The following is a 22,395-nucleotide window of genomic DNA, read 5'->3' on the forward strand; positions in this document are numbered from 1 at the left end:
CCCCGGAAAGCGGCTGCGTGCGGTCGTGGCGCGCCGCCCAGGTCAGCGGGAGGCGGCCGTGCGTCCCTGAATCGGCCAGGACGGGTCGGGGATCGGCAGGTCCGGGCGGGTCTGCTGCAGGAAGTCGATGAGCTGGGGGTATCCGAGCATGATGCGGGTCGCACCGAATCGGGTCGTGCTCCCCGTCTTGCCGAGGATGCCGCCGAACCGATTGCCGAAATCGGGCTCCAAACTGGTGAGCTCCGCGATCGGCACCTCGTTCGGCCCGCGCACGAGACCGAACGACCACACCGAGACGGGGGTGACTTCGAGGCGCATCCGCTTCATGCCGCGGGCGAGGAGGATGAACAGGATGCCGCCGACGAGCATCGCCGCCCCCGCGATGACCATTCCGATCTCCGGGTCGCGGACGAAGGCGGCGGCCAGCAGGAGCATGACCGCGAGCGGGAGGACGGCGATGCCGACGGTACGGATGAGCACGCGCTGCCACATCCGCGTCGAGACCACGAAGAGCACGCCCTCCCTCGTGGCTCGCGCGGTCGCGCGCGACGGCGACCGCCTGATGATCGCGGTGACGATGGTCGTGATGACTCCCGCGATGAGCACGGCGACCGCCACACTCGAATTCGCCCCCCAGTGCATGTGCGTTCCTCTCCCGCGGTTCCCGACCGGCTCGACGTTCCGGGCACACAGAGCGGCCCCCTATATCGATCCAACCGCATGGCCGTCAGACGCGCTGCCGCTGGACGTGGGATCGCGGGCGGTGCTAAAGCGTGTTCTCAGCGGTCGGAATGGCGCTGCCAGCTGGGCTGACCCCATTCGAGGAACCAGCGCAGCCACCGCGGGGCGCCGCGCCGGGGTCGCAGGTAGTCGTCGCGAGCACACTCGTACAGCTCGGCGGGCAGCGTCACCTCCGGGTCGCCGACGAGGGGTGGGAGATGCTTCTCGATCGCCGAAGGAAACGTGCGCATCCCCGCCCATCCGGAGGGGATGGCCCGTATCCGGGCGCCCTCGGCGGTGAGGCTCAGCCGCCAGTCGTCGTCGATCGTGATCAGTCGTGCCGCGCTGAGCGCACCCGCGGCGGCCTCGAGGGTTCTCCGGCTCGGCATGCCCACCTGGATCATGTCCCACGTCGAGAGGATGCCGCGGATCGTCGACCGGCGCTTCTTCCCCGGTGTCAGCGTCGCGAGGAGGGTCGCCGCATCCGAGCGGAGGTACGCGGGGTCCATACGCCGAGACTATGCCGCGCCTCCCCGCGCCCTCGAACGCTTCGCGGAGAATGGATGCCGTGAACGCCTCGGTCTTCGTCATCCCGCTGTGGGCGGATCTCACCGCCGTCGCACTCGGCGGCGTGCAGGGGGCCCTGTTCGCCTCGGGGTTCCAGGGTCAGCGGCGATTGGACCTGCTCGGCGTGGCGATCATCGGCATCCTGCTCGGGATGGGCGGCGGTCTCATCCGAGATCTGCTGCTCGGGCTCACCCCCGCCACGCTGCAGAGCAACTGGTATCTCATCACCGCGACCCTCGCGTCGATCGTCGGGATGCTCCTGTCGGGGATCTTCCAACGGCTCAACCGCGCGATCGTCATGCTCGACGCCGTCGTCATCGGGCTGTTCGGCGCCTTCGGAACGTCGAAGGCTCTGGCGCTCGGCATGCCGGCGGTGCCCGCGGTGTTCGTGGGCGTCCTGGCCGCTGCCGGCGGCAGCGTGCTGAGGGATGTGCTGATGGGCCTGCCGGTCGCGATCATGCACGTCGGCTCTCTCTACGCCGTGGCCGCCGGCGGCGGGTGCGTCGTGCTCGCCACGACGGCCGCGTTCGGCGTCCCCCTCCCGATCGCCGCAGTGATCGGCGTGATCGTGACGACCGTCATCCGCGTGCTCGCGGTGATCTTCGACCTCTCCCTACCCGAGCAGCGCAAGCTCTACCGGCGCAAGGTCGCGGTCGAGACCACCGGCATCCCGATCATCCGGCCCGACGACGCGGCCTGAGCGCCGCTTCTGACACGCGCATCACGCGTCGAGGACGACCTCGTCACCGACGCGGATCGTGCCGCCGCCGTCGGCGGGGAGCAGCAGGATGCCGAGGGTCGGCGCGTCCTGGCCGAACTCGGACGTGAGCACCCGCAGCAGACGCGCATCGCGCACGCCGGTGTCGGGGTTCGCGGTGATCGCGGCGCACCGTTCGATCGGCTTCTGCACCTCGAAGACCACCTCGCCGATACGCAGGCGGCCGTTCCAGTCGAGCTCTGCCCACGCGTCGCTGCCATCGACGACGATGTTCGATCGGAAGCGGCGATCATCCACGGGCGCGGGGACCGTGGCATCCAGCGCTCCGACCGACGCCGCGCCGTGCAGCGAGATGAAACCGCGCGGGCGGTCTTGGAAGCGGGCCGTGCGGCCGTCTCCGAGAAGACCGAGGGGCAGGATGCCGTCGGCCTCCAGCAGCCTCGCGTCGTTCGTCGTCCGCAGGTACGCCGTTACCGCCTCGGCGAGGCGCTCCCGTCCGCTTTGACTGAGGTCGGCCTCCACGTCGATGTCATCGACCCGGAGGCGGAGCGTCTGCGTCCGATCGTCGAAGGTGAGATCGACCCGCGCGAGCGAGGGGAACGTCATGAGAGCGAGGCCGCGTCTTTTGGGGAAGGTCGCGTCCGCCGGCTCGAGGGCGTCGGCGAAGCGGAAGACGAGCGACCGGTCGCCCTGCACGCGGCCGTCGTCCTGGATGACGAGACTGTCGCGCCTCTCGGGCGTGAAGCCCTTCACGGGGTAGCGGTACAGGGCGTCGACGCGGATCACCTGTTCATCCTGGCATCGACGCCCTCCGCCAACATCACCCGCGGGCGAGCACCTCGCCGTGCGGGAGAAGAATCCACCCGTCGGCGTCCGCCGCCCATTCGCGCCACGCATCGGAGATGCGCTGCAAGGTCGCGTCGTCGGCGAGTCCGAGCCGCTTCGCGTGGCCCGCGAACGCCGAGGCGAGCACCCGGTCGGCCCACATGCCGCCCCACCAGGTGCGCTTGTCGGGGGTGTCGAACACCCAGACGCTGGCGCTCGCCTCGATGCGCGCGAACCCGGCCTCGCGGGCCCACGCTTTGAGCACGCGACCGGCGTCAGGCTCCCCCGACACCCCGCGATGCACCCCCTGGTAGATCTCGAGCCACTCGTCGAGAGCGGGGATTCTCGGATGCCAGATCACCCCGCCGTAATCGACGTCGCGCACCGCGACGAGGCCGTCGGGGCCGGCGACCCGTCGGAACTCGCGCAGCGCATCGACGGGTCGGGCGAGGTGTTGCAGCACCTGGTGCGCGTGCACGATGTCGAACGAGCCGTCGGGCTCGTCGAGCGCGTACGCGTCGCCGGTGCGGAACGTCACGTTCGTGCGGTCCCCCGCGGTGGCGCGGGCGACCTCGACGACGTCGGCGGCGGCATCCACCCCGACGACCTCTCCCGGGAAGACCCGGTCGGCGAGGTCGACGGTGATGGAGCCGGGGCCGGCGCCCACATCGAGGATGCGGGCGCCGGCCGACAGCGAAGACACCAGGTACGCCGCCGAGTCGTCGACGGTGCGCGCGGCGTGGGAACGCAGCACGCTCTCGTGGTGTCCGTGGGCGTATGCCACGGTCGATTTCTCGTTCGCGCGGCTCAGACGCCGGCCAGGGCGCCGGAGGTCTGACGGGAGCGAATCGCGCGGTTCACGCCCGACACGATCGCCTTGAGCGACGCGGTCGAGATGTCTCCGTCGATACCGACGCCCCACAGACGCTGGTCGTCGACCTGCAGCTCGACGTACGCGGCCGCCTGCGCGTCGCCGCCCGAGCTGAGAGCGTGCTCGACGTAGTCGTAGAGGGTCACCTCGAAGCCCTGGGCGCGCACGATCTCGAGGAAGGCCGCCACCGGTCCGTTGCCCACTGCGGAGGCCGGGTGGTTCGCATCGCCGTCGCGCAACGTGACATCGAGGTGCACGTCCCCCGACATGTCGCTCGACGAGCGGGTCGAGAGCAGCTCGAACCGGCCCCAGCGCTGATCGTCGGATTCGGACGGCAGGTACTCATCGGTGAAGATCTCCCAGATCTGCCCGCTCGAGACCTCGCCGCCCTCGGCATCCGTGCGGGTCTGCACGACGCCCGAGAACTCGATCTGGAGCTTGCGCGGCAGGTCGATCGCGTGGTCGGCCTTCAGCAGGTACGCGACCCCGCCCTTGCCCGACTGCGAGTTCACGCGGATGACGGCTTCGTACGAACGCCCCAGGTCCTTCGGGTCGATCGGCAGGTAGGGAACCGCCCACTCGATGTCGTCGATGCTCTTGCCCTCGGCGGCCGCGCGGGCTTCCATCGCCTCGAAGCCCTTCTTGATGGCATCCTGATGCGATCCGCTGAACGCGGTGAAGACGAGATCGCCGGCCCACGGGCTGCGCTCGGGAACGGGCAGCTGGTTGCAGTACTCGACCGTTCGCTTGACCTGGTCGATGTCGCTGAAGTCGATCTGCGGGTCGATCCCCTGCGTCAGCAGGTTGATGCCCAGGGCGACGAGGTCGACGTTGCCGGTGCGCTCACCGTTGCCGAACAGGCACCCCTCGATGCGGTCGGCGCCGGCCATGTAGCCCAGCTCGGCGGCGGCCACGGCGGTGCCCCGGTCGTTGTGCGGGTGCAGCGACAGGATGACGTTCTCTCGGTGGTTCAGGTGGCGCGACATCCACTCGATCGAGTCGGCGTAGACGTTGGGGGTGGCCATCTCGACCGTGGCGGGCAGGTTCAGGATGACCTTGCGCTCGGGCGTGGGCTCGAAGATCTCGAGCACCTCGTTGCAGATGCGCAGGGCGAACTCGAGCTCGGTGCCGGTGTAGCTCTCGGGCGAGTACTCGTAGAAGACCTCGGTCTGCGGGATGGTCTTCTCGTACTGCTTGCACAGCCGCGCGCCCTCGAGGGCGATGTCGACGATGCCCTGCTGGTCGGTGCGGAACACGACCTCGCGCTGCAGGACGCTCGTGGAGTTGTACAGGTGCACGATGGCCTGCTTCGCACCGGCGATCGCTTCGTACGTGCGGGCGATGAGGTGCTCGCGGGCCTGGGTCAGCACCTGGATCGTGACGTCGTCGGGGATCAGGTTCTCGTCGATCAGCTGGCGAACGAAGTCGAAGTCGGTCTGGCTCGCGCTGGGGAACCCGACCTCGATCTCCTTGTAGCCCATCTTCACGAGCAGGTCGAACATGACCCGCTTGCGCTCGGGGCTCATCGGATCGATCAGCGCCTGATTGCCGTCGCGCAGGTCGACGGCGCACCAGCGGGGCGCGACCTCGATGCGCTTCGACGGCCACGTGCGATCGGGCAGGTCGACCGCGATCTGCTCGTGGAAGGGACGGTACTTGTGCACCGGAGCGGACGTGGGCTTCTGGGTGTTCTTCATGATGTGTCGCTTCTTTAGATTCGTTCGGTGGGGCCGACGACGATCTCCGCGACGAGGAAGGCCCTTAGATCGAGGACTCGTCGCGGCAACTAAGAAGAAGCTGGCCACCGAAGCGCATGGAGCGATCGTAGCAGTCCCTCACGACCCGCTCGTCTGCGTGGGCCGCCACTCGCGGTCGAGGACGCCGTACACGAGCAGGTCGCTCCACCGCCCCTTGAACCACTCGTTCTCGACGAAGTGCGCCTCGAGGCGCATGCCGAGGCGCTCCGCGAGGGCCGCGGACCGCACGTTGTCGGCGTCGATCTGGGCGACGAGACGGCGGAGGCCGTAGACCTCGAACGCCGTGTCGATCAGCGCGCGCACCGCCTCGGTGGCGAGCCCACGACCGGAGGCCGCGGGGCTCACGACCCACCCGATCTCGGCGGAGCCCGCCGCGGCGTCGAGGTGAAACAGCACCAGGTCGCCGATCACCGCGCCGTCGTCGGCTCGCTCGATCACGAGCATCACGCCGCCGCGCTCCCCCTCGAGACTCGTGCCGCCCATCAGATGACCGTTGCGGTGTCGAATGTCGTCGGCCGACTGCGGTTCGAAGGGGAGGAAGCGGCACACCTCGGGATCGCCGCGGTACGCGGCCATGGCCTCGAGATCGCGCTCCTCGAAGGGGCGCAGCCGCACCCGCTCGCGGACCACGTCGAGAGTGTCGGGCGCGGCAGGAAGGACGAAAGGCGAGTCGCTCACGGGAGCAGCGCGACCTTGCCGCCCGGGTGCCCGTCCATGACGAAGCGCACGGCCTCGATCGCCTGAGCAAGCGGGTAGGTGCGCGCGACGGGCACCTCGAGAACGCCGGATGCCGCCAACTCCAGCACCCGGGCACGGGCGATATCGCGGAAGCGGGCGCTCTCGGGTCTCGAACCGGCGATCCACAGCACGCCGTCTCTCTTCGCCCGCTCGGGGTCGACGATCGTGACGATGCGGTCGCGTTCGGAGACGAGGGCGAGAGAGACATCGAATGCCTCGTCCGTGCCGACGGCATCCCACGCGGCAGCGATGCGGGCGCCCTCCGCGGCCGCCTCGACCCGCTCGCGCAGACCGTCGCCGTAGGCCACCGGGATGCCGCCGTAGCGACGGACGCGGTCGGCCGAGTCATCGGCATCCGGGCCCACCGTTCCGATGACGCGCACGCCAAGCTCGCGCGCCTGCTGGAGCAGGCTCACGCCCACCGCGCCGGAGGCGGCATGCAGCAGGACGGTGTCACCCTCGGTGACGCGGGTGACCTGAATCATCTCGGCGGCCGTGGTGCCGGCGAGCAGGAGGTTCGCGGCTTCGGGGTGCGAGAGGTTCGCGGGCTTGGCGAAGACGTCGCGGGCGGGAACCGTCAGCTCGGTCGCATAGGCGCCCTGCACGCGGAACGCGACGACCTCGTCACCGATGCGCAGTTCGCCCGACCCGCCGAGAGTGTCGGGGCCGACGGCGGTCACCTCGCCCGACAGCTCGTAGCCGATCGGCACGGGGAACTCGGTGCCGGGACGTGCGGTGGCGACGTGCTTCGCGTCCGCGGGGTTGATGCCCGCCGCGCGCACGCGGACGGTCACTTCGCCCGGGCCGGGAGGTGCGACCTCGATGTCGTCGAAGGTCCACGAGTCGATCGGGCCCGGAGCCGGGGCCGTCCACCTCTTCGCCATGGTCACGCCTTTCGTTGCGGGTGTTCGCCGCCGGGTGCGGACCCGGCGCGCGAGGGATCCGAGGAGCCGGTCAGAAGCCGAGGCGACCGAGCTGCTTCGGGTCGCGCTGCCACTCCTTGGCCACGCGCACGTGCAGGGACAGATAGACGCGGCCGCCGACGAGCGGCTCGATGCCGGCGCGGGCGCGTGCACCGACATCCGCGAGGCGCGACCCCTTCTTGCCGATGATGATCGCCTTCTGGCTGTCGCGCTCGACGACGATGTTCGCCCACACGTCGGTGAGGTCGCTGTCCTCGCGCGGAGCGACGTCGTCCACGGTCACGGCGATCGAGTGCGGCAACTCGTCGCGAACACCGTGGAGGGCTGCTTCGCGGATGATCTCGGCGATGCGGTCCTCGAGGGCCTCGTCGGTGACGACGTCGTCTTCGTACAACGCGGGACCGACCGGCATGAGGGCGAGCAGCTCGTCGCTCAGCACGTCGAGCTGATCGTTCGTGACGGCGGAGAGCGGAATCACCGCCGCCCAGTCCTCTCGCAGCGCGTCGACCTCGATGAGACGTTCGGTGATCTGGTCGCGCGTCGCGGCATCGGTCTTGGTGACGAGAGCCACCTTCTTGGCGCGCGGATAGCCCGAGAGCGACTCGGCGATACGGCGGTCGCCGGGGCCGACCTTCTCGGTGGCGGGTGCGCAGAACGCGATCACGTCGACGTCGCCGAGCACCTGCTCGACGAGGTCGTTCAGGCGCTGGCCGAGCAGAGTGCGCGGGCGGTGGATGCCGGGGGTGTCGACGACCACCAGCTGACCGCCGGGGCGGTTGACGATGCCGCGGATGGCACGGCGAGTGGTCTGCGGCTTGTCGCTCGTGATGGCGACCTTCTCGCCCACGAGGGCGTTGGTCAGCGTGGACTTGCCGACGTTCGGCCGGCCCACGAAGGTCACGAAGCCGGATCGGGTGTCGGTCATCTGTCGTTCCTCTCACGCTGCGAGACCTCTGCCTCGGCGTCTTCGTCGTCCATCGTCTCAGCCCGTTCCACGATCACCGTCGCGATGCCGCGGTTGCGCCCGCGCGAGGCGCCGCCGGTCATGACGAGACCGGAGTGCTCGGCTGTCGCACCGGGCTGCGGGATGCGGCCCAGAGCCTTGCCCAGCAGGCCGCCGACCGAATCGACGTCTTCGTCGTCGAGTTCGAGGCCGAACAGGTCGCCGACCTCGTCGAGGCCGAGGCGCGCATTGACGCGGTACCGGCCGTCGCCGAGCTCCACGATCTCGGTGGAGGGCGCGTCGTATTCGTCGGCGATCTCGCCCACGAGCTCTTCGATCAGGTCTTCCAGGGTGACGAGCCCCGCGACCCCGCCGTACTCGTCGACGACGAGGCAGACGTGAACGGCGTCCTTCTTCATCTGCTGCAGCAGGGTCTCGGCCTTCATCGACTCGGGCACGAAGACCGCCGGTCGAGCGATCCGGCGGATCGGCGCGTCGCGCCAGCCGGCCTCGTCGCGGAAGCCGAACTGGACGAGGTCTTTCAGGTACAGCACCCCCACGATGTCGTCGGCTTCGTCGTCGGCGAGGGGGATGCGCGAGACGCCCTTCTCGAGGAACAGAGCGAGCGCCTCGCGGGAGGTGGCCGCGGCATCCACACTCACCATGTCCGTGCGGGGAACCATGACCTCGCGCACGTACCGATCGGTGAAGTCGAAGACGGAGTGGATGAGCTCGCGGTCGTCCTCTTCGATGAGCTCGTTCTCGGCCGCCTCGTCGATGATGCTGAGCAGCTGCTCTTCGGAGGCGAACGAGGTCGAGTGGGCGACACCGGGCGTCACCCTGTTGCCCACCGCGACGAGTCCGTGGGCGAGGGGCCCGAGCAGGATGCGCATGCCGCGGATGATCGGCGCTCCCCCGCGGAGGAGGCCGCGGGCGTGCTGCCGACCGACCGAGCGTGGGCTGGCGCCGACGGCGACGAACGACATGCCCGTCATCAGAACGGCCGCCGCGAGCACGGCGAGCGGGATGTTGTCGAAGATCAGCATGAACGCGGCTGCAACCAGCACCGCCGCCGTGGTCTCTGCGAGGACGCGGATGAACGAGACGGCCGTGACGTGGGCGTTCGTGTCGTCGGCGATGCGACGCAGGGACCGCGCGTTGCGACCGCCCGACCCGAGTTCGATCAGGTCGATGCGAGAGGTCACGCCCAGGGCCGCCTCGAACGCCGCCATCAGGCCGCCGAAGGCGACGAGCAGGAAGGCGGAGACGAGGAGGAGGGCCTCGGTCATGCGCGGCGCTGGCGCTCGACGGCCTGGAAGCCGGCGATCAGCTCGCGCTGCAGACCGAACATCTCGCGCTCCTCGTCGGGTTCGGCGTGGTCGAAGCCGAGCAGGTGGAGCAGCCCGTGGGTCGTGAGGAGGATCAGCTCGTCCTGCGTGGAATGCTTCGCGGCGACGGCCTGGGTCTCGGCCACCGCCGGGCACAGCACGATGTCGCCGAGCAGACCCGCGGGGGTGGGGGCGTCCTCGGAGCCGGGGCGCAGTTCGTCCATCGGGAAGCTGAGCACATCGGTGGGCCCCGGCTCGTCCATCCACTGCACGTGCAGGGATTCCATCGCGCCCTCGTCGACGAGCACGATGGCCACGTCGGCGTCGGCGCTGACGTGCAGCTCGGCCAGGTTGTACTCCATGAGACGCAGCAAGACCTGCTCGTCGATCTCGTGGTCGGACTCGTTGTTGATCTCGATGGTCATGAGCGGTTTCGTCTCGGGAGGTGATCGCGGGGACCGGCGGCGCTCGGGCCGCGTCGCTCCGCACGGGTGGCGAATTCGGATGCCTCGTCACGCTCGCGACGAGCGGCGAGGCGCTTCTCGTCGTACTCGCTGTACGCGTCGACGATGCGGCCCACGAGGTTGTGGCGCACGACGTCGTCGCTGGTGAGGCGGGAGAAGTGGATGTCGTCGATGTCGTCGAGCACGCGCGTGACGAGCCGCAGACCCGAAGCGCCCTGCGGGAGGTCGACCTGCGTGATGTCACCGGTCACGACCATGCGCGTCCCGAAGCCGAGGCGCGTGAGGAACATCTTCATCTGCTCGGGCGTGGTGTTCTGCGCCTCGTCGAGCACGACGAAGGAGTCGTTGAGCGTACGACCGCGCATGTACGCCAGGGGCGCGACCTCGATCGTGCCCGTCGCCATCAGCTTCGGGACGATGTCGGGGTCCATCATCTCGTTGAGCGCGTCGTAGAGCGGGCGCAGGTAGGGGTCGATCTTGTCGGTGAGGGTGCCCGGGAGGAATCCGAGCCGCTCCCCCGCCTCGACGGCCGGCCGCGTCAGGATGATGCGGTTGACCTCTTTGCGCTGAAGCGCTTGCACGGCCTTGGCCATGGCGAGGTAGGTCTTGCCCGTACCGGCTGGCCCGATGCCGAAGACGATCGTGTTCTCGTCGATCGCGTCGACGTACTCTTTCTGACCGGCGGTCTTGGGCCGGATGGTCTTGCCGCGCGACGAGAGGATCGCCTCGCCCATGACCTCGGAGGGGCGCGGGCCCCCGTCGGAGAGCATCCGGTTCGAGCTCGACACGTCGGACGGATCGAGACCGTGGCCCGAGCGGGTCATGCTGAGCAGCTCGTCGACGAGACCTCGGGCCGCGCGAACCGCATCGGGTGTGCCCGAGAGGGTGATCTCGTTGCCGCGCACGTGCACGTCGACATCGGGGTGCTCCTTCTCGACGACCCGCAGCAGGCGGTCCTGCGGGCCGAGAAGCTGCACCATGGCCACGCCGTCGACCTGGATGTGGTCGGAGACGGTTTCTTCGGCGGAATCAGCCACCCAAGCTCTTTTCGTTCAGGCCGCCCGCGAGGACGTGGGCGTGCACATGGAAGACGGTCTGACCGGCACCCTCGCCGGTGTTGAAGATGAGGCGGAAGTCGCCGTCTGCGTGCTCGGCGGCGACCGTATTCGCCAGTCCGATGACCTCGGTCAGCAGGTCGGGGTCGCCCGCGGCCAGCTCGACGACGTTGCGGTACTGCTGCGTCTTGGGGATGACGAGCAGATGCACCGGCGCCTGGGGTGCGATGTCGCGGATCGCGAAGGCGTTCTCGGTCTCGGCGACGATCTCGGCGGGGATCTCGCCCTGCAGGATGCGCGTGAAGATCGACGGTTCGCTCATGGCATCCAGTCTAGTGACGGCCTCCGACACCGGGGCTGGGCGGATCCGCGCGCTGCACGGAGCGTGACACGCCGACCCGGTTCGGCGGGCATTCCGTCGCAGGGGGCGGGAGAAGCGCGCCCCACGCGACGGGATCCGCCCCGAACGCCGCAGGTGACCTGCGCCGACCTCGCGGACGACACGCGCGGGCGGGTCACCAACGACCATGCGCCGCCGACAGCACCGAGATCGCCGCGGCCCCCGCGGTGGAGGTCCGAAGCACGGTGTCGCCGAGGCGGACGAGCCGCGCGCCGGCGCCCTCGAGCGCCGACAGCTCGTCGGGTGCGATCCCGCCCTCGGGGCCGACCACGAGCACCACATCGCGTCCGTCCGACGCCTCGGCGGCCACCTCGGTGAGGCGAGCGGATGCCGAGGGCTCCAGCACCAGAACCCGCGCGCTACCCGAGAGGCCGACGAGGTCGGCGATCCGCGCGACCTGCTCCACCTCGGGGATCCACGCGCGGTGGGCTTGCTTCGCCGCTTCGCGGACGATCGTGCGCCAGCGCGCGAGACCCTTCTCGGCCTTGGCGTCCCAGCGCGAGACGCTCCGCGACGCCTGCCAGGGCACGATCGCGTCGACGCCGAGTTCGGTGGCGGCCTGGACGGCGAGCTCGTCGCGGTCCCCCTTGGCGAGGGCCTGCACGAGCACGAACCGCGGCGAGGGCGCGGGATGCTCGTCGCGCGCGGTGATGCGCACATCGACCTGCCTCGGGGTCGCCGCGGTCACGAGACCCGTCAACCACACCCCGCGACCGTCGCCCAGCGTCACCGCCTCGTCGACGCGCACACGCCGGACGGCCGAGGCATGGTGCGCCTCGGTGCCGGTCAGCTCGACGGTGTCACCCGGTAGCGCGGAGGTGGCGTCGTCCGTGACGAAGTGCAGCGCCACGTCAGTGCCGGAAGCGGTCGCGGAACTTGCTGAACATGCCCTGCTGGTGCTCGGCCAGACGGGGCTTCGGGGCCTTCGTCCGCTTCGCGAACTCCTCGATGAGGGCCCGCTCCTTGTGGTCGAGGCGCGTAGGGGTCACCACGTGGACGCCGACGCGCAGGTCGCCGCGCTGGCTGCCGCGCAGCGGCGTGATGCCGCGGCCCTTGATGGTCAAGACGTCGCCCGACTGCACGCCCGGACGCACCTCGAGGTCGACGCTGCCGTCGAGGGACTGGATCGAAGTGTTCGTGCCGAGGATGGCATCCGGCATCGACACCTCCAGCGTCGCGACGAGGTCGTCACCCTCGCGGCTGAAGGACTCGTGCACGTCGACGGTGATCTCGAGGTAGAGGTCGCCGTTGGGACCGCCCGCGGGTCCGACCTCGCCCGAACCGGGGAGCTGCAGGCGCAGGCCCGACTCGACGCCGGCCGGGATGTCGACCGACACGGTGCGGCGCGCGCGCACGCGGCCCTGACCCTGGCACGTGCCGCAGGGATAGGGAATGGTCGTGCCGTGGCCCTGGCACACGCTGCAGGGGGCGCTGGTGACGACGTTGCCGAGCAGGCTGCGGACGGTGCGCTGCACGTGGCCGGAGCCGTGGCAGATGTCGCAGGTGACTTCGCTCGTGCCGGGCTGCGTACAGGCGCCCTGGCAGGTCTCGCACAGAACGGCGGTGTCGACCTCGAGGTCGCGGTGGGTGCCGAAGACGACGTCGCCCAGGTCGAGAGTGACGCGTACGAGAGCGTCCTGTCCGCGCTCCCGACGCGAGCGCGGACGGGGCCCTCGTCCGCCGCCGCCCTGACCGCCCCCGCCGAAGAACGTCTCGAAGATGTCGCTGAAGCCGCCGAAGCCGGCCGCTCCCCCGCCGCCGAAGGGGCTCTGATCGCCGCCCATGTCGTAGCGACGTCGCTGCTCAGGGTCGCTCAGCACGTCGTAGGCGTGGGTGACGAGCTTGAAGCGCTCGGAGGCGTCTTCTCCCGGGTTCACATCGGGGTGCAGCTGGCGCGCCAGACGGCGGTACGCCTTCTTGATGTCTTCGGGGCTGGCATCGCGTTCGACGCCCAGGACCTCGTAGTGGTCAGCCACAGTCGCCTTCCTGTCCGCTCACGCGGGGTCGTTCTCGGGGTGGGGGTGCTCGAAGTGCTCGTCGTCAACGAGACGTGTCGTCGTCTTCGAGCATCCGGGTCAGATAGTGCGCGACGGCACGGACCGCCGCGAGGTTGGAGGAGTAGTCCATACGGGTGGGGCCGAGCAGGCCCACCCGGGCCCCGCCGGTGGAGCCGTCGTACCGGCTCGCGAGCACGGAGGCCTCGACGAGACCGAACGGCTCGTTCTCGCGGCCGATGCTGGCCGACAAACCCTTGTCGTCGGCCACCATCTCGCTCATGAGACGCAGAAGCGTCACCTGCTCTTCGATGGCCTCGAGCAGCGGATAGATGCTGCCGCGGAAGTCGGATTCCCGCTTGGCGAGGGTCGCCGCACCCGCCATGACCATTCGGTCCTGGCGGAACCCTTCGAGCTCCTCGCCGACGATGCGCAGCACCGCGTCGGCAATCGCGTCGAGGGCGACCCCGGGTCGCGGGCCGTCGGCGAGAACCGTCTGCACGTGGTGGGAGCTGTCGGCCACGCTTCGCCCGACCAGCACCGCACCCACGCGAGCACGAAGCTGGACGATGTCCGTCTCGCCCGGTTCGGCGGGAACGAGAGCGATGCGCTGCGACACGCGTCCGGTGTCGGTGACGAGGATGACGAGAACGCGCGGTCCGCCGAGGGCGACGAGCTCGACGTGGGTCACGTGGGCGCGCGCGAACGAGGGGTACTGCACGATCGCGACCTGCCCGGTCAGCTGTGTGAGCGCGCGGACGGTGCGGGCGAGCAGGTCGTCGAGATCGCCCGCTTCATCGAGGAACGAGGTGATCGCGCTTCGCTGGGCGCCCGAGAGCGGGCGGAGTTCGGCGAGGTGGTCGACGAAGACGCGGTAGCCCTTGTCGGTGGGAACGCGCCCCGACGAGGTGTGCGGCGCGACGATGAGCTCTTCGTCTTCGAGCAGCGCCATGTCGTTGCGGATGGTCGCCGCCGACACCCCGAAGGCGTGGCGGTCGACGATGGCTTTGCTGCCGACGGGCTCGCGCGTGTCGACGTAGTCCTGGACGATCGCGCGAAGCACCTGCAGGCCTCGTTCCGACACCATGAGCTGCTCCTCCCGTCTGGCACTCGCATCTGCGGAGTGCCAATTCTACGGGATCGGCCCGAAAGGGTGCCGGGGGCTCGCGGATCAGACCGTGAGGGCGCGCACGACGGCGTCCGCCAGCAGGCGTCCGCGCAGGGTCAGCACGATGCGCCCCCGCACGGCATCCCGGCCCTCGATCAGACCGTCGGCGATGAGGGATGCCACGGCCTTGCGCCCTTCGCCGAGGATCTCCGACACCGCCAGCCCCTCGCGGATGCGACTGCGCAGCAGCACCGATTCCAGTCGGCGCGCGGTCTCGTCGGGGCGCTCCCGCGCCGCGGCCGGGGACTCGCGTGCGGCCAGGCGCTGCGCGTAGGCGGCGGGGTGTTTGACGTTCCACCAGCGCAGCCCGCCGACATGACTGTGTGCGCCCGGCCCGAAACCCCACCAGTCGGTTCCACGCCAGTAGGCGAGGTTGTGTCGCGAGCGGTGGGAGACCCCGCGCGACCAGTTCGACACCTCGTACCAATCGAAGCCCGCGGAACCGAGCAGCCCGTCCGCGAGTTCGTACATGTCGGCCTGCAGATCGTCGTCGGGCATCGCGACGACGCCCGAGCGGATCTGACGGGCGAGCTTCGTGCCGTCTTCGACGATCAGCGCGTACGCCGAGATGTGATCGGGCTCGAGCGCGACGGCCGCCTCGAGGGAGGCGCGCCAGTCGTCGAGCGACTCGCCCGGCGCACCGTAGATGAGGTCGACCGACACGTCGAGACCCGCCCGGCGGGCCGCGGCGACGGCGGTGGCGACGTTCAGCGGGTCGTGCGTGCGATCGAGGGCGGCCAGCACGTGCGGGCGCGCCGACTGCATACCGATGGACAGGCGGGTGACGCCCGCGTCGGCGAGGGTGCGCGCCACGGTGTCGTCGACGGTGTCGGGGTTGGCTTCGACCGTCACCTCGGCACCGTCGGCGATCCCGAACTCGTCCCGCACGGCGTCGAGCATCAGCGCGAGGTCCCCGGGCGGGAGCAGCGTCGGTGTGCCTCCCCCGAAGAAGACGGTGGATGCCGTGCGCCGCCCGCCCGCAGCATCCATCACTCCCGCAGCCAGGCGTACCTCGGCGGTGAGCGTGTCGGCGAAGTCGTCCTGGCGAGCGCCGCGCAGCTCGCTGGCGGTGTACGTGTTGAAGTCGCAGTAGCCGCAGCGCACCCGGCAGAACGGTACGTGCAGGTACACGCCGAAGTCGGCCGCGGGATCGATGTCGAGGTCGGCGGGAAGGTGCCCGTCGACGGGGGCGGGGTCTCCGAGCGGGAGGGGACCGCCCATCAGGACGCGTACAGCGGCGAGATCGCGCGGAGGTACCGGGCGAACAGCGCTTTGCGGCGGCGGCGCACGCGGCTGGTGAACAGTCGGTACGTCGGAGCGGTCGGCCGGTCGAAGGCGCGGACGACGAACCAGACCTCGTCGTTGTCCCTCCACTCGACGGAGAAGAGCTCTTCGCCGCTGACGATCGAATGGCCCACCGTACCGAGGATGAAACCGACGCGACGGGGCTCCTCGAAGACCGAGATCACGCGGAGTTCGGCGTCGGCGCGGTGACCATCGACCTTGCCGTGCAGGCGGACACCGGTGCCCGGGCTGACGAACGGAGTACCGTCCACGGCGAAACGCTGCTCGGCCTCGAGGCTGCTGGGCGCGACCGGAGCGCCGTCGGCGTCGAAGCCCACACCCGAGTAGCCCTCTCCAGAGGCCGGGCGCACGTCGCTGATGCTCAGTTCGCCGGTCCGCAGCGGCGCCCACGACAGCAGCAGCTCGCCGGCCGCGGCGAAGCGCTCTTCTCCGCTGCCGATGCGCCATGCGTCTTCGGCGGGCACGGAGTTCTCGGGCGGGTACTGCATGAGATCGTGCGCCTGGGTGGCGCCGACAGCCGCGTAGTCGACCGTGTCATCGGTGAAGTTCTGCCTGCGCATGGTTCACCCCTCTCGGTGTGGTGCGTTACTTCTTGGTCTCGACGTCTCCCGACAGGGCGGCGATGAACGCCTCCTGCGGAACCTCGACGCGGCCCACCATCTTCATGCGCTTCTTGCCCTCTTTCTGCTTTTCGAGGAGCTTGCGCTTTCGGGTGATGTCACCGCCGTAGCACTTGGCCAGAACGTCTTTGCGGATGGCGCGGATCGTCTCGCGAGCGATGATGCGCGCGCCGATCGCGGCCTGGATGGGCACTTCGAACTGCTGGCGCGGGATGAGCTTGCGCAGCCGTTCGGCCATGAGCGTGCCGTACGCGTACGCCTTCTCGCGGTGCACGATCGAGCTGAACGCGTCGACCTTGTCGCCCTGCAGCAGGATGTCGACCTTGACCAGGTCGGCGGTCTGCTGGCCGGCGGGTTCGTAGTCGAGGCTGGCGTAGCCCTGGGTGCGCGACTTGAGGTGGTCGAAGAAGTCGAACACTATCTCGCCGAGGGGCATGTGGTAGCGGAGCTCGACGCGGTCTTCGCTGAGGTACTCCATGCCGAGCAGCGTGCCGCGGCGCGTCTGGCAGAGCTCCATGACGGTGCCGACGTAGTCCTTCGGCAGCAGGATGCCGACCTTGACGATCGGCTCCGAGACCGAGGCCACGCGCCCATCGGGGTACTCGCTGGGGTTCGTGACCGACACGGTCTCGCCGGTATCGGTGGTGACCTCGTACGTCACGGACGGCGCAGTCGTGATGAGGTCGAGTCCGAATTCGCGGGAGAGGCGCTCGGTGATGATCTCGAGGTGCAGCAGCCCCAGGAAGCCGCAGCGGAAGCCGAAGCCGAGAGCGACCGAGGTCTCGGGCTCGTACTGGAGCGAGGCGTCGGAGAGCTTGAGCTTGTCGAGCGCTTCGCGCAGCTCGGCGTAGTCGCTGCCGTCGATCGGGTAGATGCCCGAGAAGACCATCGGCTTGGGGTCGGTGTACCCCGCAAGTGCTTCGGTGGCGGGCTTACGATGCGTGGTGATCGTGTCGCCGACCTTCGACTGGCGCACGTCTTTCACGCCGGTGATGAGGTACCCGACCTCGCCGACGCCGAGGCCCTTGGTGGGGACCGGCTCGGGGCTGGACACGCCGATCTCGAGGGCCTCGTGCGTCGCGCCGGTCGACATCATCTGCAGGCGCTCGCGCGGCTGGAGCGAGCCGTCGATCATGCGGACATAGGTGACGACACCGCGGTAGGCGTCGTAGACCGAGTCGAAGATCATCGCGCGGGCCGGGGCGTCAGCCTGGCCGACCGGAGCGGGGATCTTCTCGACGATCAGGTCGAGGAGCTCCTCGACGCCCATGCCCGTCTTGCCGCTGACGCGCAGCACGTCGTCGGGGCTGCCGCCGATCAGGCCGGCGAGCTCGGCGGCGTACTTCTCGGGATCGGCGGCGGGGAGGTCGATCTTGTTGAGCACGGGGATGATGGTCAGATCGTTCTCGAGCGCGAGGTACAGGTTGGCGAGCGTCTGCGCCTCGATGCCCTGAGCGGCGTCGACCAGCAGGATCGCTCCCTCGCAGGCGGCGAGAGAACGGCTGACCTCGTAGGTGAAATCGACGTGGCCGGGCGTGTCGATCATGTTGAGGGCGAAGGTGCCGTCGGTCGTGGCCCACGGCATGCGCACGGCCTGCGACTTGATCGTGATGCCGCGCTCGCGCTCGATGTCCATGCGATCGAGGTACTGCGCCCGCATGTCGCGGTCGCTGACGACGCCGGTGATCTGCAGCATGCGGTCGGCCAACGTCGACTTGCCGTGGTCGATGTGAGCGATGATGCAGAAGTTGCGGATCTGCTCCGGCGGAGTGGCAGACGGCTCGAGGGGCTTCAGGGCGCGCGGTGACATGTTCCGTCGATTCTACGGTGGTGCGCCGACATCGCCGTCCCGGATGCTCAGGGTTCCGGCATCCGGAGCCTTCTACCCTGGATGCCATGGCGGTCCAGGTCGTGCTCGTGCACGGCATCCGCACGTCCGCCACGATGTGGCGCGCGCAGGTGGCGTACCTGCGGGACCGCGGTACGCCCGTCACCGCCGTCGACCTCCCGGGGCACGGGACGCGCCGGGGTGAGGAGTTCTCGCTCGATGAGGCGTTCGCGACGATCGACGGCGCGGTTAAGGATGCCGCGAAGCTCGGGCCCGTGCTCCTGGTGGGGCATTCCATGGGTGGGTTGCTCGGTATCGAGTACGTCGGTGGCGAGGACCGCCCTCCGGTGGCGGGGTTCGTGGCCGCGTCGTGCACCTCGCTCCCCCGCGGAATCCGGCTGTCCGCCCACCGTTTCTTCACCCGGCGCTTCGACAGCCTCCCCGACCGCGGCCTGGGCCTGACGAACCGCGTGCTCGACCGCACTCTTCCCCCGGAGACACGGCCCGACTTCGGAGCCGGCGGGTACGCGTTCGACGCTCAGGACACGGCCCTCGCGTCGCTCTCGACGCTGGACCTGCTGGCATCCCTCCGCCGCATCGACGTGCCCCTGTGGTTCGTGAACGGGCAGTGGGACCAGCTGCGGATGAACGAGAGGCTCTTCCTCACCGTCGCGCGGCACGCGGAGCTCGTCGTGGTGCCGCGAACGACGCACCTCGTCACGGCGATGCGACCGCGCGTCTTCAACGCGCTGCTGGAGGTGGCGCTCACCACGATCGATGCATCCACCTGATAGACTCGGTCCTTGGCTTGCGTGTGGGGTTTTTCCCGACCTCCACGATCGCCGGTGCAGCGCCCCTCTACCGCTCGCCCGGCACAATCCCATACTCACTCAAACGAAAGACCGTCGACGTGGCGAACATCAAGTCGCAGATCAAGCGCAACAAGACCAACGAGAAGGCGCGCGAGCGCAACAAGGCCGTCAAGAGCGAGCTCCGCACGCACGTGCGTCGCACCAAGGAGGCCGTCGTGGCCGGTGACAAGGAAGCTGCCCTCAAGGCGCTCGCCACCGCGACCAAGAAGCTCGACAAGGCCGTGAGCAAGGGTGTCATCCACCAGAACCAGGCCGCGAACCGCAAGTCGGCCATCGCGAAGTCGGTTGCCGCTCTCTGAGTCGCAGATCGTTTCAGGCCCGTCCCGTGTTCCACGGGGCGGGCCTTTGCGTTGCGCCCCCGACGACCGCGCCTCCCCGCGTGGGCTCCTTCAGCCGCCGACGATGCGGTGCTGCAGCCGGTCGAGGGCGGGCAGCGCGGTGGCGATCGCGGCGACATCGTTCGCGGACAGGTCTCGCAGAGCCGCGGCGAGGATGTGAGCGGCGGACTCGTCGAAGGCACGCAGGCGCGTTTCGGCGAGCGGCGTGAGTCCGACCCGGGTGCGTCGTCCGTCGCCGGCGACCAGGTGCCGTTCGATGAGCTCCGCTCTCTCCATCTGCGAGAGCAGGTTGCTGATGGTGGACCGGGCGAGGCCGAGCGTGTCGGCGAGGTCGGACGGTGCGCTCTCCCCCGTCGTCGCCAGGGAGCGCATCACCTCGATCTGCGCTTCCGGGATGTCCGGCAGGTCGGCGGCCGATCGGGACGCCCGGAGGACGGCGCGGCGCAGCGGCCCGAGCTGGTGCGCGAGGAGGCCGGCGGTGGGGATGATGCCATCGTCCATCGTCGAAGTCTAGGCGAGAAATGCGTTTGACACCGAACTAGTTTGGTCACAAACTCAGTCCATGGACATCATCACCACCGTCGCCCACCCCGAGCCGCCCCAGGACCTGTCCGGCATCGTCGGCCACCGCTTCATCTACACCTACGCCAACGGCTGGCAGTACGAGATGTACGTCAAGAACGCCACCACGATCGACTACCGCATCCATAGCGGTCACGTCGGCGGCCGCTGGGTGAAGGATCAGACCGTGGACCTCGTCGCTCTCGCGCCGGACGTCTACAAGGTCTCGTGGAACGAGCCGACGGGCACGAGCGTGGTCGTGAACGTACTCCCCACAGCGCGTGTGCTGCACGGCACCATCTTCTTCCCGCGCTGGATCGAACTGGACGGGCACAAGACCGTGCTGTTCCAGAACGACCACCTCGACGACATGCACCGCTACCGCGACGAGGGCCCCACCTACCCGATCTACGTCGTTCCGGAGTTCGCCCACATCACGCTCTTCGAGCACGTCGGCGAGAACGACGAGACCGTGATCGACACCGCCCCCGGCGACCTGCCCGCCGGCTGGTCGGAGCGGACGAACTGATGGCCGCCGACCCGCGAATCGCTCCCCTCACCCTTTCGCACGGCGATCGCACCCTGCGCGGGTGGCAGTGGGAACCGGCGGGCCGTGTCGCCGCGGCCGACGCCCCGCGGGTGCTCCTGGTCCACGGCTTCAGTGCCGACGCGACGGGCGGGCATCAGCTGTTCGTCCAGACGGCGCGTCACCTCGTGGATCGCGGCGCCGTCGTTCGCAGCTACAGCCGGCTCGGCCAGGGGATGAGCGACGGCGAGTTCGCCGACATCACGATCGGTGACGAGGTCGACCAGGTGGTGGGCATGATCCGTGCCTTCGCCGTCGAGGGGCCCGTCCATGTCGTGGCGCACAGCCTTGGCGCGGTGGAGTCCGCGCTCGCCTCGGCTCGCGTGCCCGAGCTCGTTCGCACGCTGACGCTGTGGTCACCGGCGGGCGTCGTCGTCGACGACATCACGGTGCACGACGCCATCCAGGGGCAGCCCCTCGCACCGGCCCGCTCGCAGGGCTGGTTCGACTTCGGGGGGATGCCGCTGGGCATGGCGTTCATCGACGAGGTGACCGCGGGCCTCGACGTCTATGGGCCTGTTACGACCTACACCGGTCCAGCCGACGTCGTGCACGGAACGCAGGACACGATCGTGCCGGTGGAGTACGGCACTCGGTACGCAGAACTGTTGCCGGGGGCGTCGCTCACCGTCGTCGACGGCGCGGACCACGGCTGGTCGTCGACCCCGTGGCGTCGACGCCTGCTCGACATCCTCGACGCGCGAGTGGGCTTCTCGGCCTGAGCCCGGGCTCTGCCTCGCGTCGCATGCGACGCCCTACGGCGGCCGGCCGGCTAGCCGCCGTAGGGCGCCCGTGTCGCGATGATCGTGATCATGCGCTCGAGAGCGAAGACGGGGTCTCGCGATGCGCCCTTGACCTCGGCGTCGGCGCGTGCGGTGGCGTGGATCGCCATGCCCAGCGTGTTGCCGGTCCACCCGACGAGGTCGCGGCGGGCGCGGTCGACCTGCCAGTCCTTCATGCCGAGGCGCTGAGCGAGCATCGACGACGACTCCCGGGTTCCCGCGACACGGGCCATGGTGCGCAGCTTCATGGCGACGGCGGCGACGAGGGGCACGGGGTCGGCTCCGGATGCCAGCGCGTGCCGCAGCGCGAGGAGCGCGGGCCCGTACTGCCCGGCGATGGCGGTGTCGGCGACGGTGAAGGCCGAGGTCTCGACGCGTCCCCCGTAGTAGCGCTCGACGGTGCGTTCGTCGATGTCACCAGGGACGTCGGAGATGAGCTGCTGGCAGGCGGCGGCGAGCTCGGTGAGATCGTCGGCGAACGCCGAGACGAGAGAGCGCAGAGCGACCGGGGCGATGCGCTTGTGCGCAGCCTTGAACTCGCCGACGGCGAAGTCGAAGCGGTCGGAGTCGCGCTTGACCGCGGGGCACGCGATCTCGATGCCGTTGCCCTGACCCGCGCGGATGCCGTCGAGCAGCTTCTTGCCGCGAACGCTCGCGCCGGTGTGCCGCAAGACCACCGTGGCGCCGTCCTGGGGGTGGGCGAGGTACGACACCGCCTCGGTGAGGAACGTGTCGCTGCACTTCTCGACGCCGCTGACTCGGACGAGGCGCGGCTCGCCGAACAGGGAGGGCGACGTGACGCTGAGCAGGGTTCCGGCGGCGTAGTCGTCGGCGCGGATGTCGGTGACCTCGAGGCTGGGGTCTTCGCTCTTCAACATCGATCGGATGCCCGCGATCGCGCGTTCGGCGCAGACCTCTTCGGGGCCCGAGACCAGGACGAGGGGTGCGGGCTGGGGGGACCGCCATGACACCTGCGGGATGGCCGACTTCGCCTTCGCGGGGGCGGAGCGTCGGGGAGCCGGGGTCACTCCC

The 22,395-nt window shown here is 69.6% G+C and carries 25 protein-coding genes; 5 read left to right on the forward strand and 20 right to left on the reverse strand.

Annotated features, from left to right (window positions below):
- Positions 1-42 precede the first annotated feature (42 nt).
- Together J2X55_RS09255 and J2X55_RS09260 are read right to left on the reverse strand one after the other, a co-directional pair.
- Positions 43-642, reverse strand: a complete 600-nt coding sequence (locus J2X55_RS09255; RefSeq protein WP_115918178.1) for a hypothetical protein — start codon at positions 640-642, stop codon at positions 43-45.
- Positions 643-779: 137 nt separating this feature from the next.
- Positions 780-1,229: a hypothetical protein gene (locus tag J2X55_RS09260; RefSeq protein WP_115918176.1), complete on the reverse strand. Its 450-nt coding sequence runs from the start codon at positions 1,227-1,229 to the stop codon at positions 780-782.
- A 50-nt stretch (positions 1,230-1,279) separates the two neighbouring features.
- Between J2X55_RS09260 and J2X55_RS09265 the strand changes: the two genes are divergently transcribed.
- Positions 1,280-1,987 carry a trimeric intracellular cation channel family protein gene (locus J2X55_RS09265; RefSeq protein ID WP_396653258.1) on the forward strand — a complete coding sequence of 236 codons (708 nt, stop codon included), beginning with the start codon at positions 1,280-1,282 and terminating at the stop codon, positions 1,985-1,987.
- 21 nt (positions 1,988-2,008) lie between these two features.
- On the opposite strand, the gene J2X55_RS09270 is transcribed toward J2X55_RS09265, so the two are convergent.
- The 16 genes from J2X55_RS09270 to lepA form a co-directional block, all read right to left on the reverse strand.
- Positions 2,009-2,791, reverse strand: coding sequence for an MOSC domain-containing protein (locus J2X55_RS09270; protein WP_309823052.1), 783 nt, complete (start codon positions 2,789-2,791; stop codon positions 2,009-2,011).
- Between the two features lie 34 nt (positions 2,792-2,825).
- A complete protein-coding gene (locus J2X55_RS09275) occupies positions 2,826-3,614 on the reverse strand; it encodes a methyltransferase domain-containing protein (protein ID WP_309823053.1) in 789 nt (262 codons plus the stop codon).
- A 23-nt stretch (positions 3,615-3,637) separates the two neighbouring features.
- Entirely contained in the window at positions 3,638-5,398 is a 1,761-nt protein-coding gene (gene leuA, locus J2X55_RS09280) for a 2-isopropylmalate synthase (protein ID WP_115918170.1), read from the reverse strand.
- Between the two features lie 138 nt (positions 5,399-5,536).
- Positions 5,537-6,136 carry a GNAT family protein gene (locus J2X55_RS09285; RefSeq protein ID WP_309823054.1) on the reverse strand — a complete coding sequence of 200 codons (600 nt, stop codon included), beginning with the start codon at positions 6,134-6,136 and terminating at the stop codon, positions 5,537-5,539.
- A complete protein-coding gene (locus J2X55_RS09290; RefSeq protein WP_309823055.1) occupies positions 6,133-7,080 on the reverse strand; it encodes an NADP-dependent oxidoreductase in 948 nt (315 codons plus the stop codon). Before J2X55_RS09290 ends, J2X55_RS09285 begins: the two co-directional genes overlap by 4 nt.
- 70 nt (positions 7,081-7,150) lie before the next feature.
- Positions 7,151-8,044 (reverse strand): GTPase Era, encoded by an 894-nt coding sequence (era, locus tag J2X55_RS09295; RefSeq protein ID WP_309823056.1) that lies wholly within the window; start codon positions 8,042-8,044, stop codon positions 7,151-7,153.
- Positions 8,041-9,351, reverse strand: a complete 1,311-nt coding sequence (locus J2X55_RS09300) for a hemolysin family protein (RefSeq protein WP_309823057.1) — start codon at positions 9,349-9,351, stop codon at positions 8,041-8,043. Before J2X55_RS09300 ends, era begins: the two co-directional genes overlap by 4 nt.
- The gene (ybeY, locus tag J2X55_RS09305; protein WP_210112725.1) at positions 9,348-9,815 is read right to left on the reverse strand and encodes an rRNA maturation RNase YbeY; all 468 of its coding nucleotides are present in this window, start codon (positions 9,813-9,815) and stop codon (positions 9,348-9,350) included. Before ybeY ends, J2X55_RS09300 begins: the two co-directional genes overlap by 4 nt.
- Positions 9,812-10,834 (reverse strand): PhoH family protein, encoded by a 1,023-nt coding sequence (locus J2X55_RS09310; RefSeq protein WP_309823557.1) that lies wholly within the window; start codon positions 10,832-10,834, stop codon positions 9,812-9,814. The genes ybeY and J2X55_RS09310 overlap by 4 nt, the downstream gene beginning before the upstream one ends.
- Positions 10,835-10,883: 49 nt before the next feature.
- The gene (locus tag J2X55_RS09315; RefSeq protein WP_115918158.1) at positions 10,884-11,231 is read right to left on the reverse strand and encodes an HIT domain-containing protein; all 348 of its coding nucleotides are present in this window, start codon (positions 11,229-11,231) and stop codon (positions 10,884-10,886) included.
- Between the two features lie 193 nt (positions 11,232-11,424).
- Positions 11,425-12,159, reverse strand: a complete 735-nt coding sequence (locus tag J2X55_RS09320) for a 16S rRNA (uracil(1498)-N(3))-methyltransferase (protein WP_309823058.1) — start codon at positions 12,157-12,159, stop codon at positions 11,425-11,427.
- Position 12,160: 1 nt separating this feature from the next.
- The gene (dnaJ, locus tag J2X55_RS09325; RefSeq protein ID WP_115918154.1) at positions 12,161-13,285 is read right to left on the reverse strand and encodes a molecular chaperone DnaJ; all 1,125 of its coding nucleotides are present in this window, start codon (positions 13,283-13,285) and stop codon (positions 12,161-12,163) included.
- A 64-nt stretch (positions 13,286-13,349) separates the two neighbouring features.
- Entirely contained in the window at positions 13,350-14,390 is a 1,041-nt protein-coding gene (hrcA, locus tag J2X55_RS09330) for a heat-inducible transcriptional repressor HrcA (protein WP_115918152.1), read from the reverse strand.
- Positions 14,391-14,474: 84 nt separating this feature from the next.
- The gene (gene hemW, locus J2X55_RS09335) at positions 14,475-15,692 is read right to left on the reverse strand and encodes a radical SAM family heme chaperone HemW (RefSeq protein ID WP_309823059.1); all 1,218 of its coding nucleotides are present in this window, start codon (positions 15,690-15,692) and stop codon (positions 14,475-14,477) included.
- Positions 15,692-16,336 (reverse strand): DUF1990 family protein, encoded by a 645-nt coding sequence (locus J2X55_RS09340; protein ID WP_115918148.1) that lies wholly within the window; start codon positions 16,334-16,336, stop codon positions 15,692-15,694. The genes hemW and J2X55_RS09340 overlap by 1 nt, the downstream gene beginning before the upstream one ends.
- A 25-nt stretch (positions 16,337-16,361) precedes the next feature.
- Positions 16,362-18,206 (reverse strand): translation elongation factor 4, encoded by a 1,845-nt coding sequence (gene lepA / locus J2X55_RS09345; RefSeq protein WP_309823060.1) that lies wholly within the window; start codon positions 18,204-18,206, stop codon positions 16,362-16,364.
- 86 nt (positions 18,207-18,292) lie between these two features.
- Here lepA and J2X55_RS09350 point away from each other — a divergent pair, with 86 nt between their 5' ends.
- Complete coding sequence (locus tag J2X55_RS09350) at positions 18,293-19,015, forward strand: alpha/beta hydrolase (RefSeq protein WP_309823061.1); 723 nt, start codon at positions 18,293-18,295, stop codon at positions 19,013-19,015.
- A gap of 119 nt (positions 19,016-19,134) precedes the next feature.
- Entirely contained in the window at positions 19,135-19,395 is a 261-nt protein-coding gene (gene rpsT, locus J2X55_RS09355; RefSeq protein WP_056231218.1) for a 30S ribosomal protein S20, read from the forward strand.
- 90 nt (positions 19,396-19,485) lie between these two features.
- Here the strand turns inward: rpsT and J2X55_RS09360 are convergent, their stop codons facing one another.
- Positions 19,486-19,935 (reverse strand): MarR family winged helix-turn-helix transcriptional regulator, encoded by a 450-nt coding sequence (locus J2X55_RS09360; RefSeq protein WP_115918144.1) that lies wholly within the window; start codon positions 19,933-19,935, stop codon positions 19,486-19,488.
- Positions 19,936-19,996: 61 nt separating this feature from the next.
- On the opposite strand from J2X55_RS09360, the gene J2X55_RS09365 reads away from it, so the two are divergent.
- Both J2X55_RS09365 and J2X55_RS09370 read left to right on the forward strand, forming a co-directional pair.
- Positions 19,997-20,524, forward strand: coding sequence for a phenolic acid decarboxylase (locus tag J2X55_RS09365; protein ID WP_309823062.1), 528 nt, complete (start codon positions 19,997-19,999; stop codon positions 20,522-20,524).
- On the forward strand, positions 20,524-21,303 hold the full coding sequence (locus J2X55_RS09370; RefSeq protein ID WP_309823063.1) for an alpha/beta fold hydrolase: 780 nt from the start codon (positions 20,524-20,526) through the stop codon (positions 21,301-21,303). Before J2X55_RS09365 ends, J2X55_RS09370 begins: the two co-directional genes overlap by 1 nt.
- Before the next feature lie 50 nt (positions 21,304-21,353).
- Here J2X55_RS09370 and holA read toward each other — a convergent pair whose 3' ends face one another.
- On the reverse strand, positions 21,354-22,391 hold the full coding sequence (gene holA, locus J2X55_RS09375; RefSeq protein ID WP_210112713.1) for a DNA polymerase III subunit delta: 1,038 nt from the start codon (positions 22,389-22,391) through the stop codon (positions 21,354-21,356).
- Positions 22,392-22,395: the final 4 nt, after the last annotated feature.

The sequence above is a fragment of the Microbacterium sp. 1154 genome, from assembly GCF_031455375.1.
In the GTDB taxonomy this organism is placed as follows: domain Bacteria; phylum Actinomycetota; class Actinomycetes; order Actinomycetales; family Microbacteriaceae; genus Microbacterium.